This is a genomic window from Pseudomonas sp. 3JA, assembly GCF_036961705.1.
Lineage (GTDB): Bacteria > Pseudomonadota > Gammaproteobacteria > Pseudomonadales > Pseudomonadaceae > Aquipseudomonas > Aquipseudomonas fluorescens_Q.
This window is the reverse complement of record NZ_JBAMDJ010000047.1, coordinates 27105-45938: the sequence shown is the minus strand read 5'-3', so window position 1 is coordinate 45938 and position 18834 is coordinate 27105. Positions and strand designations below refer to the sequence as shown.

Below are 18834 nucleotides of genomic sequence, written 5' to 3'. Positions count from 1 at the left end.
CAGCCCAGCGGGAGCAAGCTCCCTCGCCACAAAAGCAGGCTCAACCCAGGTGGGGATCAGACGTACTGCGCGGCGGCATACCCCGAAGCCCACGCCCATTGGAAGTTGAACCCACCCAGGTGCCCGGTGACATCCAGCACTTCGCCGATGAAATACAGGCCGGGGCTTTTCAGCGACTCCATGGTCTTGGACGAGACTTCCCGGGTATCGACGCCGCCCAGGGTGACTTCTGCGGTGCGGTAGCCTTCGGTGCCAGCGGGGACGACGTTCCAGCTCGCCAGTTTTTCGGCGATGTCTGCCAGCTCCGCATGGGTGTATTGCTTCATGGGTTTGGAGACGAACCAGGTGTCCGCCAGCAGGTTGGCCATTTTCTTGGTGAACAACTCGCCCAGCAACGTCTTGAGCTCGCTATTGGGGCGTTCGCTCTGCTGCTGTTGCAGCCATTGCGGCACGTCGTGGTCCGGCAACAGATTGATCTGTACCGTGTCCCCCGATTCCCAGAACGAGGAAATCTGCAGGATCGCCGGACCGCTCAGGCCGCGATGGGTGAACAGGATGTTCTCGCGAAAGCTCTGGTCGTTGCAGCTCACCAGGCAATCCACCGAGGTGCCTGACAACTCGGTGCACAGCGCCTTGAGCTGATCGGTGATGGTGAACGGCACCAGCCCGGCGCGGGTGGGCAGCAGTTCATGGCCAAACTGTTTTGCCACCTGATAGCCGAAACCGGTCGCCCCCAGGGTCGGGATCGACAGCCCGCCCGTGGCGATCACCAGGGACTGGCAGGTGATGGCGCCAAGGGTGGTTTGCAGCAGGTAGCCGCCGTCGGCTTTTTCGATCTGTGTAATCGAGGTGTCCAGATGCAGGCTGGCGCCGGCTTGGTCGCATTCATCCAAGAGCAGGCCGAGGATGTCGCTGGATTTGTTATCGCAGAACAACTGGCCGAGTTTTTTCTCGTGATAGGGCACGCCGTGCTTGGCCACCAGGGCAATGAAGTCCCATTGGGTGTAGCGGGCCAGGGCCGATTTGCAGAAGTGCGGGTTCTGCGAGAGGAAATTGCCTGGCTCGGTGTACATGTTGGTGAAATTGCAGCGTCCACCGCCCGACATGAGGATTTTCTTGCCGGCCTTGTTGGCGTGGTCCAGCAACATCACCTGCCGCCCGCGCGCGGCGGCGGTCAGCGCGCACATCAACCCTGCGGCGCCAGCGCCAATGATCACGACTTCGGTAGAGCGCAAAACGGTGTCCTCTGCATATCTGGGGTCTGACAGGAGTTCGCTCTTGTGGCGAGGGAGCTTGCTCCCGCTCGAGCGCGAAGCGGTCGAAAAGCCAGCGAACTGTCTGAAGCATCGCGTTCATGGTTTTCAGGGCTGCTGCGCAGCCCAGCGGAGCAAGCTCCCTCGCCACAGGGTGAATCAACAGCGGTCAGAGGATCCGCACCCGCAACGACCGGCCCTTGATCTTGCCATCGTTCAGGCGTTGCAGGGCCTGTTTGGCGATGCCGCGTTCCACGGCCACGTAGGCCTGGAAATCGAAGATCGCGATTTTGCCAACCTGGGCGCCGGGGATGCCGGCCTCGCCGGTCAGGGCGCCGAGGATGTCGCCGGGGCGGACCTTGTCCTTGCGCCCGGCGCCGATGCACAGAGTGCTCATGGCCGGCAACAACGGGCCGCCGCCCTGAGACTTGAGGTTGTCCAGTTGGTCCCAGCTCAGCGGTGACTTCTGCAGTTGCTCGATGGCCTGGGCGCGGTGGGCTTCGGACGGCGCCACCAGGCTGATGGCGATGCCTTTCTCCCCGGCACGGCCAGTGCGGCCGACACGGTGGATATGGATTTCCGAGTCCCGGGCCAGTTCGACGTTGATCACCATGTCCAGTGCATCGATGTCCAGGCCGCGGGCCGCCACGTCGGTGGCTACCAGCACCGAGGTGCTGCGGTTGGCGAACATCGCCAGTACCTGGTCGCGGTCGCGCTGTTCCAGGTCACCGTGCAGGCCGACGGCCGAGATGCCCTTGGACGTCAGGTGATCGACGGTTTCCTGGACCTGCTGCTTGGTGAAACAGAACGCCACGCAGGAGGCCGGGCGGAAATGCGCCAGGACCTTGACCACTGCGTCCATGCGTTCCTCGGGGGCGATCTCGTAGAAGCGCTGCTCGATCTGCGCGTCGGAGTGAAACGCCTCGGCTTTGACTTGCTGCGGGTTGCGCATGAACTTGGACGACAGTTGCTTGATGCCCACCGGGTAGGTGGCGGAGAACAGCAGTGTCTGGCGGCGTTCCGGGGTCTGCTGGATGATGTCTTCGATGGCGTCGTAGAAGCCCATGTCGAGCATGCGGTCGGCTTCGTCGAGGATCAGCGTGTTGAGGCCATCGAGCACCAGCGAACCCTTGCGCAGGTGTTGCTGGATACGCCCTGGCGTGCCGACGATGATGTGGGCGCCGTGTTCAAGGGAGGCGATCTGCGGGCCGAAGGACACGCCACCGCACAGGGTCAGGACCTTGATGTTGTCTTCGGCGCGGGCCAGGCGACGGATTTCCTTGGCCACCTGGTCGGCCAGCTCGCGGGTCGGGCACATCACCAGTGCCTGGCAACCGAAGAAGCGCGGATTGATCGGGTTCAGCAGGCCGATGCCAAAAGCCGCGGTCTTGCCGCTGCCGGTCTTGGCCTGGGCGATCAGGTCCATGCCCTTGAGAATCACCGGCAAGCTCTGCGCCTGGATCGGCGTCATCTGGGCATAACCGAGTGATTCGAGGTTAGCCAGCATGGCGGCGGACAGCGGCAAAGTATTAAAAGCGGTGGCAATGGTGGTCACGGGACTGGCCTGCAAAACAAAATGTCGCGCAGTGTAGCAGCCTCGTGCCACTTTCTTCGAAAGTTCTGGACGAGCGTGGTGTGCCCCCTGTGGCGAGGGAGCTTGCTCCCGCTCGGCTGCGCAGCAGTCGTAACCCAGGCGACGCGATATTTCAGGTACACCGTGTCGACCGATTTTGGGGCGCTTCGCACCCCAGCGGGAGCAAGCTCCCTCGCCACAAGAGCCAGCATGTCCCCCGGTTCGGACAGCGCCCCAAGCGCCTGGCTTAGTGCTCGATATGCTCGTCGTGACGCTTCTGCCGCCGCCCATCCTGCTTGGACAACTGGGAAAAAATCGTCGCCGCCAGCATCGCCATGACCCCCACCGTTACGAAGGTCAGCTGGAACGCGCCCAGCACGGTATCGACCCCGTCGTTACCCACCTGGGCGGTAAAGCCGCCGAGCAGGGCGCCGGCGCAGGCCACGCCGAGGCTCAGGGACAGCTGCGCCACCACCGACAGCAGGCTGTTGCCGCTGCTGGCGCTGGCGTCGTCCAGGTCGATCAGGGTCACGGTGTTCATCGCGGTGAATTGCAGCGAGTTGATCGCGCCCAGCACCGCCAGTTGCGCCAGCAGCAGCCAGTACGGCGTCTGTTCGCTGACCAGGCCCATGCTTGCCAGCATCAGGCCCAGGGCCAGGGTGTTGCCGGTCAGGACGATGCGATAGCCCAGGCGTTCGATCAGCGGTCGGGCCACGGACTTGGCGACCATGGCCGCCGCCGCCAGGGGCAGCATGCTCATGCCGGCCTGGGACGGTGAATAGCCCAGGGCGACTTGCAGCAGCAACGGCACCAGGAACGGCAGGGCACCGCTGCCCAGGCGCGCGAACAGGTTGCCAAGAATGCCCACGGCGAAGGTCCGGGTCTTGAACAGCGATGGCGGGAACAGCGCATTCTCGACGTGCCCGGCCCGCAGCCAATAGGCCGCCAGGCAGGCCATGCCGCCGAACAGCAACAGCATCACCCGCAGGTGCGGCAGGTGCAGTTCACCCAGGCCTTCCATGGCGATGGTGATCAGCACCATCGCCGCACCGAACAGCAGGAACCCCAGGCCATCGAACCGCGTACGCTCGCTGCCGCGCAGGTCGGGGATGAACTTCCACACCGCATAACAGCCGATCACGCCCACCGGCAGGTTGATGATGAAGATCCAGTGCCAGGTCAGGTACTCCACCATCCAACCGCCCATGGTCGGCCCGATCAGCGGGCCGAGCAGGCCGGGGATGGTGATGAAGCCCATGATCCGCACCAGTTCCGAGCGCGGATACGCCCGCAGCACCACCAGCCTGCCCACCGGCAGCATCAGCGCACCGCCCAGGCCCTGGATGACCCGGGCGCCGATCAGCATGCTCAACGAATTGGATAAGGCGCACAGCAACGAGCCGAAGCTGAACAGCAGGATCGCCCCGAAGAAAATCTTCTTGGTGCCGAAGCGGTCGGCGATCCAGCCCGAGGCTGGGATCAGCAACGCCACGGTGAGCATGTAGGCGATGATCACGCCCTGCATGCGCAGCGGGTTTTCCGCCAGGTCGCTGGCCATGGCGGGCAGGGCGGTGTTGAGGATGGTCCCGTCCAGGGACTGCATGAAGAAGGCAATCGCCACCACCCACGGAAGCCAGCGGGCGGTGACGGCGTCGAGCGGTGCGCGGTTGGGCATGGGACCTCTTGTATGAAGTGTTGATCAGGAACAGGTATCGCTGTTGTGGCGAGGGAGCTTGCTCCCGCTGGGTTGCGAAGCAACCCTAAAACCAGACACCGCGGTGTTTCACATGCGTTGGGTCAGCAAGGTTTTGCGACTGCTGCGCAGTCGAGCGGGAGCAAGCTCCCTCGCCACAGGGGTACAACTCCGGTCATTACAGCGTCAAGGTCAACCGCTTCACCAGCGCCCCCGGCAACAACATCGAGGCCGTGGCCCGTTGGCTGTAGGTGCTGGCCGAGAGCAGCAGTTCCCGCTCTCGGGTCAGGCCTTCGAGTTGCGAGCCGAGCAGGCTGTAGACGCTGTCGTCGAAGCGCATGGTGCTGACCGGCGCTACGATCTGGCCGTTCTCGACCCAGAACGTGGCGAAGCGGGTCATGCCGGTCAGGCGGGCGGCCGGTTGGTCCGAGTAGTTCAGGTACCAGAGGTTGCTGATGTACAGCCCGGTGCCAAGTTGTTCGAGGATGTATTTGTGCTCCAGTTGTCCGGCCTGCATGTCCAGCGCCGTGGGGTATTCGTAGCTGCTGGCGCCGTTGGCGGCGAGGCCGTATTCAGCGGCGCTGCGGGAGTTGACCAACTGCGCATTGGCCGTGCCCTTGGCGATCAGCCCCAGGTCATTGCGGGGATAACCTTCGTCGGAAAACGCCGGGCTCAAGGAGCCGCTGACCTGCTCGCTCAGCCACACGTTGGGGCTCAAGCTTGCTTCGTTGGCGTAGAACTTCTGCAACGGGCTCTGCTTGCTGGCAATCGCCCGAGCCGAGAACCCACCCCAACTGAGCATGCCCATGATCTCTTCAAGGGCGGCCGGCGCCAGGTAGGCGCGGTATTCGCCGGGCGGCAACGTGCGCAACGGCAGGCCGAGAAACGCCAGTTGCTCGCGGGCCTGCTCGAAGCGCCGGGAAAATCCCTCACTGCTCCATTCATGCCCGGCGTAACTGGCTTTCACGGCCTGGCCGTTTTCATGGAACAGGCTGAAATCGAAGTTGAAGCTGTTGGCCTGGTGCCAGCCGAACGCCCCCGCAGAACTGGCGAAACCTCGACTGATGGGCCCGGCGGCGTAGAACCCCACCAGGTCCAGGCCTTCGGCGGCGCGGCTGATTTCGGCCACGGCCTGCTCGGTGTCCGGCAACGGATGGTCCTGTACGTTGTGGCTCTGCCAGTGGTTGTGGTTGAGCAGCAGGTACGGATCGCGGGGCAGCAGCGGCAGGGTTTCGCGCAGTTGTTGCAGGCCTTCGGCCAAACGTTGCAAATCCGTCTCGACGTCGCCGGACAAGGTGATCTGCAAGTCGGCGTGGCGTCCGTCGTCGATCAGTTTGAAGCTGACATTGGCTTGCTGCACCTGGCCGGCCTGGCGGACCTTGCCATGGTTGAAACGGACGAAGGCCGAGGACTCGGCGGCGTAGCCCAGGGTGAACTGTTCAGGCTCGTGCAAGGCATCGCGCAGCCAGTCGACCAACGCCTTGAATGCCTCGGCCTGATTCTTGACAGTGCTCATCAGGCATCTCCCCCAAACACATCGACGTTGCTGAACACGCAGGCCGGCGAGGCATGGCCGACGCGGATGACCTGGTTCGGTTCGCCCTTGCCACAGTTCGGCGTGCCCAGGACCTGGAAGGTGCTGGCATCGCCCACGGCGCGCAGGCTCTTCCAGAATTGCGCGGAAATACCCCGGTAGTTGGGGTTCTTCACCACGCCCTTGAGCTCGCCGTTCTCGATCAACTGGCCCCATTCGCAGCCGAACTGGAATTTGTTGCGGGCGTCGTCGATGGACCAGGAACGGTTGGTGCGCATCAGCACGCCGTGCTCGGTGCCTTGGATCAGTTGTTCCAGGGATTGGTCGCCGGGTTCGATGTTCAGGTTTGCCATGCGGTCGATGGGCGGGCGATTCCAGCCGCAGGCGCGGCTGTTGGCGACACCGTCCAGGCCAGCACGGAACTGTGACAGTGCGCCGCCCAGTGGACGCAGCAGCAGGCCTTCACGAATCAGGAACTGTTTGCTGGCGGCGCTGCCATCGTCGTCATGGCTGTAGCTGGCCAATTCTTCGGGAATGTTCGGGTCGAAGGTCACGTTCAAGAGGTTGGAGCCGTATTGCAGGTGTCCGAAGTCGCTGGCCTTGACGAAGCTGGTGCCGGCGTAATTGCGCTCGTCCCCGAGGATGCGGTCCAGTTCCAGCGGATGGCCGATGGATTCGTGGATCTGCAACATCATCTGGTCCGGCATCAGCAGCAGGTCGCGGGGGCCTTGCGGGGTGTTCGGCGCCAGCAGCAGTTGCAGGGCCTGGTCGGCGATTTTCAGCCCGGCGCCGAGCAGGCCGCTGCGGCTGATCACATCGAAGCTGCCTTGCTGGCCGAAATTTTCCCGGCCCAGGGTGCGGGTCTGGCTGTCGTTGCCGTCGAAGGCGGTGACTTCCAGGGCCGGGTAGATGAAACGTTGGGCCTGGCGCAATTCAGCGCCGGCACTGTTGAGGTAGATCTGCTCGACCTGGGTCAAGCCGATGCTGGCTTGCCAGTTCACCAGGCGCTCGTCCTGAGGCACTGCGGCTGACTCGTCGCCGAGCAATTGGTAGCAATCGCTCAGTGGCGGAAAGGCCTGGTCGAAATTCGGCGAGAAGTAATCGGCGCGGTCGCTGGACACCGCTTGCTCGCGCAGGTCCAGCAGGGCGTGGGGCTTGAGCCGGCGGGCCTGTTGCTCGGCTCGATCCAGCGCCGCTTGCAGGCCGGTTTGGGACAGATCGTTGGTAGCGGCATACGCCTCGACCCCGTTGACCCGCACCGTGAGCATCGCCCCTTCATCACGGCCCAGGCTGGGCGGTTCGGCGACATTCTTGCGCACCGACAAATGCTGGCCGGACTCGCGCACGTAACGCAGGGAAAAGAATTCAGCGCCCGTGCGCAAGGCAGCAAAACGCTGCTTGAGCTGGGGGTGGAAGTCGAACATGGAACCTCCTTGTCTGGAGCGAGGGTGCGGCGCAGTGCGGTGATTTGACGCGGCGGCTCTAGATTAGGCCTGGGGTGGGGGTGGGATCAAGGTAGAAGGGAATTTGAGGGCCTGGTCGAGCGCCATCGCGAGCAGGATGCTGCTGTGGAGATCGTTCCCACGCTCCGCGTGGGAATGCATCCCGTGACGCTCTGCGTCACATCCCGAAGGCGGAACGCAGAGCGTCCCTGGCAGCATTCCCACGCAGAGCGTGGGAACGATCTTTATCCAAGCGAGCTTGAGTCTTACTGGGCCATAGGCCCGACTTCCCGCAGTGGCTTGCCGCGCACCGGCGCATCGCCAGCCACGTAGTACGGGGCAGTGCTGCGTGGCAATGGCTTGCGACCACGGATCTTGTCGGCGATTTTCTCGGCGATCATGATCGTCGGCGCGTTCAGGTTGCCGGTGGTGATGATCGGCATGATCGAGGCATCCACCACCCGCAGGCCCTGCATGCCATGCACGCGCCCTTCGCCATCCACTACCGCCATATCGTCGGTGCCCATCTTGCACGAGCAGGACGGGTGGAACGCGGTTTCGGCATGCTCGCGGATGAACTGGTCCAGTTGCGCGTCCGTCTGCACCTCGATTCCCGGGCTGATCTCGCGGCCACGAAACGGATCGAGCGCCGGCTGTTGCATGATCTCGCGGGTCAGGCGGATGCCATCGCGAAACTCCTGCCAGTCCTGCTCGGTCGCCATGTAGTTGAACAGGATGCTCGGGTGCTGGCGCGGGTCCTTGGACTTGGCCTGGATCCGGCCGCGGCTTGGCGAACGCATCGAGCCCATGTGCGCCTGGAAGCCGTGTTCCTTCACGCCGTTGCTGCCGTTGTAGTTAATCGCCACCGGCAGGAAGTGGTACTGGATGTTCGGCCAATCGAATTCCGGGCGGGTGCGGATGAAACCGCCGGCCTCGAACTGGTTGCTGGCGCCGATACCGGTGCCGTTGAACAGCCACTCGGCACCGATGGCCGGTTGGTTGTACCAGAGCAGCGACGGGTACAGCGAGACCGGTTGGGTGCAGGCGTATTGCAGGTACAACTCGAGGTGATCCTGCAGGTTCTCACCGACACCCGGCAGGTCGTGGACCACCGGGATGTCGAGGCTCTCCAGCAATTTGGCCGGACCGACCCCGGAACGCTGGAGGATCTGCGGCGAGGCGATGGCGCCGGAGCACAGCAGCACTTCCTTGCGCGCCCGGGCTTCGACCCGCTCTTCGGCGGCGCCCACCAGGTAACGCACGCCGACCGCGCGCTTGCCTTCGAACAGGATCTTGTCGGTCAGGGCGTGGGTGACGATGGTCAGGGTCGAACGCTTCTTGGCCACGTCCAGGTATCCGCGCGCGGTACTGGCACGACGGCCATTGGGGGTGACGGTACGGTCCATCGGGCCGAAGCCTTCCTGCTGGTAGCCGTTGAGGTCTTCGGTGCGCGGGTAACCGGCCTGTACGCCGGCCTCGACCATGGCGTGGAACAACGGGTTGTTGCCGGCCTTGGGGGTGGTCACGCTGACCGGACCGTCGCCGCCGTGGTAATCGTTCGGACCGATGTCCCGGGTCTCCGCTTTCCTGAAGTAGGGCAGGCAGTCCAGGTACGTCCAGTCCTCGAGGCCAGGCAGTTTTGCCCAGTTGTCATAGTCCAGGGCGTTGCCGCGGATGTAGCACATGCCGTTGATCAGCGAAGAACCGCCCAGGCCCTTGCCTCGACCGCACTCCATGCGGCGGCCGTTCATGTGCGGCTCCGGGTCGGTCTCGTAGGCCCAGTTGTAGCGCCGGCCTTGCAGCGGGAACGCCAGGGCGGCGGGCATTTGCGTACGGAAGTCGAGGCGATAGTCCGGGCCGCCGGCTTCGAGCAGCAGGACGGTGACGCCTTCGTCTTCGGTCAGGCGGGTGGCCAGGGTGTTACCGGCCGAGCCGGCGCCGATGATGATGTAGTCGAATACGTGGGACATGAAATGCACCCTCTTTTGAATTGGGTTCAGGTCGCGGTCGCCGAGTGCCCTTGTGGCGAGGGAGCTTGCTCCCGCTCGGCTGCGCAGCAGTCGCATGCAGAGCGACCGTGTTCTGTCTGGATGACCTCGGCGCCTGGTTGGGGGCCGCTTCGCGGCCCAGCGGGAGCAAGCTCCCTCGCCACAACAGCGTTCACTCAAGGCCTGGTGTCAGATCAGAACACCGACGCGTAATCGCCCAACTCGACCTGTACCGATTTGATGCGGGTGAAGTTGTTCAGCGAACTGATACCGTTTTCCCGGCCCACGCCCGATTGCTTGTAGCCGCCCACCGGCATCTTGGCATCGGACTCACCCCAGGCATTGATCCAGCAGATGCCGGCTTCGAGCTGGTGGATCACGCGGTGGGCGCGGTTCAGGTCGCGGGTGACGACGCCGGCGGCCAGGCCGAAGTCAGTGTCGTTGGCGCGGCGGATCACTTCTTCTTCGGTTTCATAAGTGAGGATGCTCATCACCGGGCCGAAGATTTCTTCACGCACGATGGTCATCTCGTCGGTGCAATCGGTGAACACGGTCGGGGCGACGAAAGCGCCCTTGGCCAATTCACCGTCGGTCAGGCGACTACCACCGCACAGCAGGCGCGCGCCTTCGGCTTTGCCTTTCTCGATGTAGCCCAGCACGCTTTCCATGTGGGCGAAGCTCACCAGCGGGCCGAAGTTGGTGTTTTCGTCCTCTGGATTACCGATGCGGATGCGCGCCACGCGCTCGGCGATCTTGGCTTCGAAGGCAGCCTTGAGGTGGCTCGGCACGAACACGCGGGTGCCGTTGGTGCAGACCTGGCCGGAGCTGTAGAAGTTGGCCATCATCGCGGTGTCGGCGGCGCGATCCAGGTCGGCGTCGTCGAAGATGATCAGCGGCGACTTGCCGCCCAGTTCCATGGTCACGTCCTTGAGCGAAGAACTCGAGGCGCTGGCCATGACTTTCTTGCCAGTGTCGGTGCCGCCGGTGAAGGAGACTTTCTCGATGCGCGGGTGCTCGGTCAGCCAGGTGCCGACTTCACGGCCGCTGCCGGTCAGGACGTTGAAGACGCCTGGCGGAACGCCGGCTTCGGTATAGATCTCGGCCAGTTTCAAGGTGGTCAGCGAGGTGACTTCGCTCGGTTTGAAGATCATCGCGTTACCGGCTGCCAGGGCCGGTGCGGATTTCCACAGGGCGATCTGGATCGGGTAGTTCCACGCGCCGATACCGGCCACCACGCCCAGGGGCTCGCGACGGGTGTAGACGAAAGACGTGTCGCGCAACGGGATCTGCTCGCCCTCGATAGCGGGCACCAGGCCGGCGTAGTATTCCAGCACATCGGCACCGGTGACGATGTCGACATAGCGGGTCTCGGAGTAGGCCTTGCCGGTGTCCAGGGTTTCCAGGGCGGCCAGTTCATCGTTGCGCTCGCGCAGGATGTCCACGGCGCGACGCAGGATGCGCGAACGCTGCATGGCGGTCATGGCGGCCCAGACTTTCTGGCCCTTCTCGGCGCTGACCACGGCGCGCTCGACGTCCTCGAAAGTCGCACGCTGCACTTGGGCAAGGACCTCACCGTTGGCAGGGTTGATGGCTTCGAAAGTGGCGTCGCCGCTGGCATCGCTGTACGCGCCATCGATGTAGAGTTTTTGCAGTTCGAAACGGGCCATAAAGTCCTCGCAAGTGCATAAGTGGTTGGCTGGCCACCGGAGCGTGTCGTTTATAGCTGACTACGCGGTTCGGCGGCGGTTCAGGAGTCGAGCGGTTCTGTGTGCTCTGGTGCCCCTGCTTTGGTCAGTTGGAAATCCATGTATTCGTAAGCGATCCGGTGCGCCTGGGCGGTATCGAAAGCGTCTCCCGACAGCGCTCCGCGCAGCCACAAACCGTCAATCAACGCGGCCAGGCCCCTTGCTGCGCTGCGCGCCTGATCGACGGGCAACACGCGGCGGAACTGGCTACACAGGTTGGAATACAGGCGGTGATCGTTGATCCGCTGCAACCTGTGCAAAGACGGGTGGTGCATGCTGGTGGCCCAGAAGGCCAGCCAGGTTTTCATTGCCGGGCCGTTGACCTGGCTGGCGTCGAAGTTGCCTTCGATGATCACCTTCAGGTGAGCCCGGGGGCTTGTGTCCTCCAGCGCCTGGCGGCGCGCGGTGACGTTCTCGCTCAGGACAGTCATCAGGTACTGGGCCGTGGCCGCGATCAGGCCATTCTTGTCCTGAAAGTAGTGACTGATGATGCCGTTGGAGACACCGGCCAAACGGGCGATCAACGCAATGCTGGCGTCCCCCATGCCGACTTGATCGACCGCTTGCAGCGTGGCTTCGATCAGTTGTTGGCGGCGGATGGGTTGCATACCGACCTTGGGCATCTAGCACATCTCCTTAGGCCATCCGGCGGGCGAGAGTCGTCTGCCGGAATGAAAGCCAGTCTATTTTGTTTTGATTGAACGTTCAATCAACAAAAAACAGGTTCTATGACAAGTCGTCGCTGTCTGTCGGGATTTCCATGCGTAAAGGGCGCTTGAAGGCACATGGGAAACCCGCCGTGCGGGGCGAGGACTTTTTCGGGATGTCTTTATAACACTCGTCGGTCGGTTGCCGGGCAAACGGTTGTGGCGAGGGAGCTTGCTCCCGCTGGGTTGCGAAGCGACCCCAACCAGGCACCGGGGATTTTCAGGTGTACCGAGTCAACCGGTTTACGGCTGCTGCGCAGCCGAGCGGGAGCAAGCTCCCTCGCCACAGGGGGCAGTGTCAAGGCTGCAAGTCTGCACAAACAAAAACGCCGCGATCATCTCGCGGCGTTTTCGTGTGCAGGCTTAGCCCAGGTTCTTGCCCAGCAGTGCGTGGTACAGCTCGCTGTCGCCCAGGATGCCGACGACTTGCTGGTTATCGTGGAGCACCAGTTTGTTGCCGGTCTGGTAGCGGATCTGCAGCGCGTCGCGCATGCCGATGTTGGAATCAACCAGGGTCGGACGGCGGCCCAGGTCTTCGACGGCTTGGCCCGGTACCCAGTTCTGCAGGTCCAGCGCCGCGCCATTCTGACGGGCGCCCTTGATGGTGTTGCCTTCGGCCAGGTCGAGCCAGGAGTCGCCGCCTGGGTCCAGGCACACCGAACCGTTGATGCGCTTGCAGTTGTCCAGGGTGCGCATCAGGCTGCGACCGCACAGGACGTTGAGTGGGTTGGTGTGGGCGACGAAGGTGCGCACATAGTCGTCCGCCGGGTTGAGCACGATCTCTTCCGGCTTGCTGTACTGGATGATCTTGCCGTCTTTCATGATGGCGATCCGCGTGCCCAGCTTCAGGGCTTCGTCCAGGTCATGGCTGACGAACACGATGGTCTTTTGCAGTTTGCGTTGCAGTTCCAACAGTTCGTCCTGCAAACCCTGGCGGATCAGCGGGTCGAGGGCCGAAAACGGTTCGTCCATCAGCAGGATGTCGGCGTCCATCGCCAGGGCGCGGGCCAGGCCGACCCGTTGCTGCATACCGCCGGACAGCTCGTCGGGTTTCTTGTTGCGCCACTGGGTCAGGCCCACCAGCTCAAGCTTCTCATCCACCAGCTTGCGCCGTTCCTTCTCGGGACGGCCCTGCATTTCCAGGCCGAAGCTGATGTTCTCGCGCACGGTCAGCCAAGGCATCAGGGCGAACTTCTGGAACACCATGGCGATGCGCTTGGTGCGCATCATCTTCAGTTCGGCAGGGGAGCAGGAAGCGATGTCGATCTGCCGCCCTTCATGCTCGACGAACAACTTGCCACGACTGACCGTGTTCAAGCCGTTGATGCAGCGCAGCAGGCTGGATTTACCGGAGCCGGAAAGGCCCATCAGGACGCAGATCTCACCCTTCTCGATGGACAGGCTGGCTTTTTCCACGCCGACAATCAGGCCGGTCTGCTGCAGGATCTCGGGTCGCGATAGGCCCTTGTCCAGCAGGTCCAGCGCGGCCTTGGGGCGGTTGGAGAAAATAACATCGACGTCTTCGAAACGAATGATGCTCATGCGTCACCCCCTACTTTAGCGTCGGGTTGTTTGCAGATTCGGTCGAGCATGATCGCCAGCAATACGATCGCCAGGCCGGCTTCGAAGCCCAGGGCGATATCGGCGGTGTTCAGTGCGTTGACCACGGGTTTGCCCAGGCCATCGGCGCCCACCAGTGCGGCGATCACCACCATCGACAACGACAGCATGATGCACTGGGTGATACCGGCCGCGATGCTGGGCATCGCATGGGGCAGTTCAATGCGCGACAGGAGCTGGCGACGGGAGCAGCCGAAGGCTTTGCCGGCGTCCATCAGTTCGTCCGGTACGTCGCGGATGCCCAGGTAGGTCAGGCGGATGGGCGCGGCAATCGCGAACACCACCGTGGAGATCAAGCCTGGGACCACACCCAGCCCGAAGAGGGTCAGGGTAGGAATGAGGTAAACGAAGGTCGGTACGGTCTGCATCAGATCGAGTACCGGACGCATCATTGTGTAGAACATCGGCTTGTGCGCGGCAACAATGCCCAGCGGCACGCCGATCAGTACGCAAACCAGGGTCGCGAACAGCACCTGGGCGAGGGTTTCCATGGTTTCTTGCCAGTAACCCAGGTTGAGGATCAGCAGGAAGGACGCGATGACGAATACGGTCAGGCCCCATTTGCGCTGGATGAAGTGCGCCAATAGCGCAATGAGGCCGATCAGGGCCAGGGGGTTGAACCAGGTCAGCGCGAACGTCACGCCGTGAATCATCGTTTCCAGGAACAGCGCGATTGCGTCGAATGTGTTGGCGCCGTTTTGCGTCAACCATTCGACAAAGCCCGCGATGTACTGGCCCAAAGGTATTTTCTGATCAATAAGCATGGTAGTGAACGTCCGCATGCAAGGGAATAAACAGCCCGGGCGAGCGAACTCGCCCGGCATAACATCAGCAGTTATTGCGCAAGTTTGGCTTTCACGGCTTCCAGGCCAGGTTTACCGTCAATGGTGGTCACGCCAGCGAGCCAGGTATCGAGTACCTGTGGGTTTTTCTTCAACCAAGCCTTGGCGGCGGCCTCAGGTTTCATCTTGTCATCGAGCACGTTGCCCATCAGCTGGCTTTCCATGTCGACGGTGAACTCCAGGTTTTTCAACAGTTGGCCAACGTTGCTGCATTCCTGGCTGTAGCCCTTGCGGGTGTTGGTCGCCACGGTAGCGGCACCGAAGTCGGGGCCGAAGAAGTCGTCACCGCCGGTCAGGTACTGGATCTTGAAACGGGTGTTCATCGGATGTGGTGCCCAGCCGAGGAACACCACGTCGGTGCCACGCTTGGCGGCACGGTCGACCTGCGAGAGCATGCCCGCTTCACTCGACTCGACGACTTTGAAACCGGCGTCCTTCAGGCCGAAGGCGTTCTTTTCGATCATGCTCTGGATCAGGCGGTTGCCGTCGTTGCCGGGTTCGATGCCGTAGATCTTGCCGTCCAGCTCTTTCTTGAATTTGGGGATATCGGCGAAGTCGTGCAGGCCTTTGTCATACAAAGCCTGAGGCACGGCGAGGGTGTACTTGGCGCCCTTGAGGTTGGTGCGCACGGTTTCCACGGTGCCGGCTTCGCGGTAGGCCTTGATGTCGTTTTCCATGGTCGGCATCCAGTTGCCGAGGAATACATCCATGTTCTTGCCATCGGCCAGGGACTTGTAGGTCACCGGCACGGAAATCATGGTGGTCTTGGTCTTGTAGCCGAGGGCGTCGAGCACCACGCTGGTGGTAGCGGTGGTCACGGTGATGTCGGTCCAGCCGACATCGGAGAAATTGACGGTGCTGCACTGTTCGGGTTCAGCAGCGTTGGCCAGCATCGGAAGACTCAGCATGGCGGCCAACAACAACGATGTGGAACCTTTCATGGGTGGACTCCTGGTGTTTTATCGGCGGTGTCCGGTCAGGACAACCGCGCTTATTGGATGTTGCGGTTGGTGGCGCGTGGGCACTCTCTGACACGCGGCCTTGCAAACGAGCCGTAACCGATCATGTACCAGTGCAAATCTGACGCCTACAGGGTGGGTCGTATCCAGTACAGGGAGGGTCGCATCCAGTGTCGGTGACGTCGTTTACAGATTTTTTCCGCCCCTGGCGGGCCTCTGATACGCAGAAAAACGGCGCAAAACCGGGGCCAGGACGGGACGGCGTTGCTGGGCATGATTGCGTCGGTGTCAGACGTCGGACCCCAAGGCAAAAACCGGATGATGCGGCCATCCCGGCGTTGAGCGTAGCAGCTCCGTCACCGGACGCTTCTGCGCCCGGATGTGCCTGTTCTGGAGGTTTTCGGCAATGGCAATCAGCGTTTTCGACTTGTTCAAAATCGGTATCGGCCCGTCCAGTTCCCACACCGTGGGCCCCATGCGTGCCGCGGCGCTGTTCGTTGAAGCGCTGAAGGCAAAGGTCCTGCTCAATGATGTGCGCCGGGTCGAGGTGCAATTGTTCGGTTCGCTGTCGGCCACCGGCATTGGCCACGGCAGCGACAACGCCGTGATCATGGGCCTGATGGGGGAGTGGCCGGACGCAATCGACCCGTCGCAGATCGGCCCGCGTATCGAGCTGCTGCGTGAAACCCAGACCCTGCTGCTCGATGGTCGCCTGCCGGTGCCGTTCGTATGGTCCCGGGACATGCGCCTGATCGACGAGAACCTGCCGTTCCATCCCAATGCGATGACGCTGGTGGCCGAGGGCGCCGACGGCGAGCTGCACCGTGACACGTATTACTCGGTCGGCGGTGGCTTTGTCGTCGATCAGGCCCAGGCCTCCAGCGGCGTGGTGGATCTGGACAGCACTGAGCTGCCTTACGATTTCTCCAGCGCCGAAGAATTGCTTGAGCTGTGCCGTACCCACAACTTGCGAGTAGCCGAGTTGATGCTGGCCAACGAAAAGGTCTGGCGGTCCGAAGAAGAGATCCGCAGTGGCCTGATGAAACTGTGGCGGGCCATGCAGGATTGCGTCGAGCAGGGCCTCAAGCACGAAGGCATCCTGCCAGGCGGTTTGAATGTGCGTCGGCGGGCGGCCAAGTTGCACCGCAGCCTGCAAGAACTGAACAAGCCCAATGTCATCGGCTCGACCCTCAGCGCCATGGAGTGGGTCAACCTGTTCGCCCTGGCGGTCAACGAAGAGAACGCCGCCGGCGGACGCATGGTCACGGCGCCGACCAATGGCGCGGCGGGGATCATTCCGGCGGTCCTGCACTACTTCATGAAATTCAGCGAAGCGGTCACCGACGCCAACGTTGTGGATTATTTCCTCGGTGCGGCGGCCGTCGGGATCCTGTGCAAGAAGAACGCATCGATTTCTGGCGCCGAAGTCGGTTGCCAAGGTGAAGTGGGATCGGCCTGCGCCATGGCGGCGGCGGGCCTGGCGGAAATCCTCGGAGCCACGCCGGAGCAACTGTGCAACGCGGCGGAAATCGGCCTGGAACACAACCTTGGCCTGACCTGCGACCCAGTGGGCGGCCTGGTGCAGGTGCCGTGCATCGAGCGCAATGCGATTGCCGCGGTCAAGGCCATCAATGCCGCGCAAATGGCCTTGCGCGGGGATGGCCAGCATTTCATTTCCCTGGACCGGGTGATCCGCACTATGCGTGATACCGGTGCCGACATGCATGACAAATACAAAGAGACCTCGCGCGGCGGCTTGGCGGTCAGTGCGGTGGAGTGCTGATCCACTGTGGCGAGGGAGCTTGCTCCCGCTGGGTTGCGAAGCAACCCCAAGGCCTGATCTCGCAGTGCTTCAGAAAGACCGCGTAGACAGGATTTGCGACCGCTTCGCGGTCGAGCGGGAGCAAGCTCCCTCGCCACAGGTGAATTTAAAACCGCTCGTAAAATGCACACCCACCTCGAAACACGCCACCTTTTAGCGCGTCGCAAACAGACAAGAGACGAACGGTCGGCCCCACCGTCGGGTGCCACGCGACCGTCCGTCGCCGCACTTGTGGTGATACCTGTTGCGCAAGCCCCGCAGCCCAGTTCCCACAAGTGCTACCGATCTGCTCACGGTGCCGCGTGACGGGGGCCAGACCCCCGCCAAAGTCCTGATAACCGTCCTTCGAAATACGCCTTGAATAGACAGGCCGCGATGTCGTTTTCAGGATTTATTGAACGCGCATTCAATTTAGGCATGACAATTGCTGTAGCACTGTAAAGCCCGTCTCCCTCGTGGAGAGCAATGGCAAATAACCCAATAAAAAGAGCCTCCGCCTGAGGCCATCACCCGCTTTGTGTGAGGAGATACCGCGATGACGACGTCCAACTCCGGGGCCCAACCCCAGAACCGTGCGCCTCAATCCATCGGCTTTTTGCTGCTGGACAATTTCACGCTGATTTCCCTGGCGTCCGCGGTAGAACCGCTACGCATGGCCAACCAACTGTCCGGTCGCGAGCTATATCGCTGGACGACCCTCACAGTCGATGGCGGCCAGGTCTGGGCCAGCGACGGCTTGCAGATCACCCCCGATGCCTCGATGCACAAGGCGCCGGCCCTGGATACTGTCATCGTTTGTGGCGGCATCGGCATCCAGCGTACCGTGACCCGCGAACACGTGTCGTGGCTGCAGAGCCAGGCCCGCCAATCCCGTCGCCTCGGCGCGGTTTGTACCGGCAGTTGGGCCCTGGCCTGCGCCGGTCTGCTGGACGGCTTCGATTGCAGCGTGCACTGGGAATGCCTGGCGGCAATGCAGGAAGCTTTCCCACGGGTATCGATGAGTACCCGCTTGTTCACCCTCGACCGTAACCGCTTCACCAGCTCCGGCGGCACCGCGCCGTTGGACATGATGCTGCACCTGATCAGCCGTGATCATGGCCGTGAACTGTCGGCAGCGATCTCGGAAATGTTCGTCTACGAGCGTATCCGCAACGAACAGGATCACCAGCGTGTGCCGCTCAAGCACATGCTCGGCACCAACCAGCCGAAGTTGCAGGAAATTGTTGCGCTGATGGAAGCCAACCTCGAAGAGCCGATCGACCTGGATGAACTGGCGGTGTACGTCGCCGTGTCCCGGCGTCAGCTGGAGCGGTTGTTCCAGAAATACCTGCACTGCTCGCCGTCGCGCTATTACCTCAAGCTGCGGTTGATTCGTGCACGGCAACTGCTCAAGCAGACGCCGATGTCGATCATCGAAGTGGCCTCGGTGTGCGGCTTCGTCTCCACCCCGCACTTCTCCAAGTGCTACCGCGAATACTTCGGCATTCCGCCGCGTGACGAACGCGTCGGTTCCAACACCACGCAGCAGGTGGCGATGATGCCGTTGCCGCAGGCGTTGGTACTGTCGCCATTGTCCGGCCCGCTGTCGGCGCTGAGCCAGGCGCGTAATGAGTCGACGTTTGCCAGTGTGAGGCTCTAGCCGCTTTCTGTGGCGAG

Annotated in this window: 13 protein-coding genes; 2 read left to right on the top strand and 11 right to left on the bottom strand. The window is 62.5% G+C overall.

What is annotated here, in order from left to right; genetic code table 11:
- Window positions 1–56: 56 nt before the first annotated feature.
- The 11 genes from V7773_RS26460 to V7773_RS26410 all read right to left on the bottom strand — a co-directional run bounded on the left by V7773_RS26460 (window position 57) and on the right by V7773_RS26410 (window position 15338).
- Window positions 57–1235 (bottom strand): NAD(P)/FAD-dependent oxidoreductase, encoded by a 1179-nt coding sequence (locus V7773_RS26460; RefSeq protein ID WP_336076091.1) that lies wholly within the window; start codon window positions 1233–1235, stop codon window positions 57–59.
- 187 nt (window positions 1236–1422) lie between these two features.
- On the bottom strand, window positions 1423–2760 hold the full coding sequence (gene dbpA, locus V7773_RS26455) for an ATP-dependent RNA helicase DbpA (RefSeq protein WP_233459556.1): 1338 nt from the start codon (window positions 2758–2760) through the stop codon (window positions 1423–1425).
- A 313-nt stretch (window positions 2761–3073) separates the two neighbouring features.
- Window positions 3074–4501 carry a multidrug transporter subunit MdtD gene (gene mdtD, locus V7773_RS26450; protein ID WP_336076090.1) on the bottom strand — a complete coding sequence of 476 codons (1428 nt, stop codon included), beginning with the start codon at window positions 4499–4501 and terminating at the stop codon, window positions 3074–3076.
- A 196-nt stretch (window positions 4502–4697) separates the two neighbouring features.
- On the bottom strand, window positions 4698–6035 hold the full coding sequence (locus V7773_RS26445; RefSeq protein ID WP_336076089.1) for a TldD/PmbA family protein: 1338 nt from the start codon (window positions 6033–6035) through the stop codon (window positions 4698–4700).
- Window positions 6035–7477, bottom strand: coding sequence for a TldD/PmbA family protein (locus tag V7773_RS26440; RefSeq protein WP_063324020.1), 1443 nt, complete (start codon window positions 7475–7477; stop codon window positions 6035–6037). Before V7773_RS26440 ends, V7773_RS26445 begins: the two co-directional genes overlap by 1 nt.
- 284 nt (window positions 7478–7761) lie before the next feature.
- Entirely contained in the window at window positions 7762–9465 is a 1704-nt protein-coding gene (betA, locus tag V7773_RS26435; RefSeq protein ID WP_063324021.1) for a choline dehydrogenase, read from the bottom strand.
- Window positions 9466–9677: 212 nt separating this feature from the next.
- Window positions 9678–11150: a betaine-aldehyde dehydrogenase gene (gene betB, locus V7773_RS26430; RefSeq protein WP_092146278.1), complete on the bottom strand. Its 1473-nt coding sequence runs from the start codon at window positions 11148–11150 to the stop codon at window positions 9678–9680.
- Between the two features lie 80 nt (window positions 11151–11230).
- Window positions 11231–11851 (bottom strand): transcriptional regulator BetI, encoded by a 621-nt coding sequence (gene betI / locus V7773_RS26425; protein WP_063324023.1) that lies wholly within the window; start codon window positions 11849–11851, stop codon window positions 11231–11233.
- A 447-nt stretch (window positions 11852–12298) separates the two neighbouring features.
- Complete coding sequence (gene choV / locus V7773_RS26420) at window positions 12299–13477, bottom strand: choline ABC transporter ATP-binding protein (protein ID WP_063324024.1); 1179 nt, start codon at window positions 13475–13477, stop codon at window positions 12299–12301.
- Window positions 13474–14319, bottom strand: a complete 846-nt coding sequence (gene choW, locus V7773_RS26415; RefSeq protein WP_014340605.1) for a choline ABC transporter permease subunit — start codon at window positions 14317–14319, stop codon at window positions 13474–13476. Before choW ends, choV begins: the two co-directional genes overlap by 4 nt.
- Window positions 14320–14390: 71 nt before the next feature.
- Window positions 14391–15338, bottom strand: a complete 948-nt coding sequence (locus V7773_RS26410) for a choline ABC transporter substrate-binding protein (RefSeq protein WP_063324026.1) — start codon at window positions 15336–15338, stop codon at window positions 14391–14393.
- Window positions 15339–15762: 424 nt separating this feature from the next.
- Between V7773_RS26410 and V7773_RS26405 the strand changes: the two genes are divergently transcribed.
- Entirely contained in the window at window positions 15763–17139 is a 1377-nt protein-coding gene (locus V7773_RS26405) for an L-serine ammonia-lyase (protein WP_063324027.1), read from the top strand.
- 574 nt (window positions 17140–17713) lie between these two features.
- Window positions 17714–18817: a GlxA family transcriptional regulator gene (locus V7773_RS26400; protein WP_003177576.1), complete on the top strand. Its 1104-nt coding sequence runs from the start codon at window positions 17714–17716 to the stop codon at window positions 18815–18817.
- The last annotated feature ends 17 nt before the right edge of the window (window positions 18818–18834 follow it).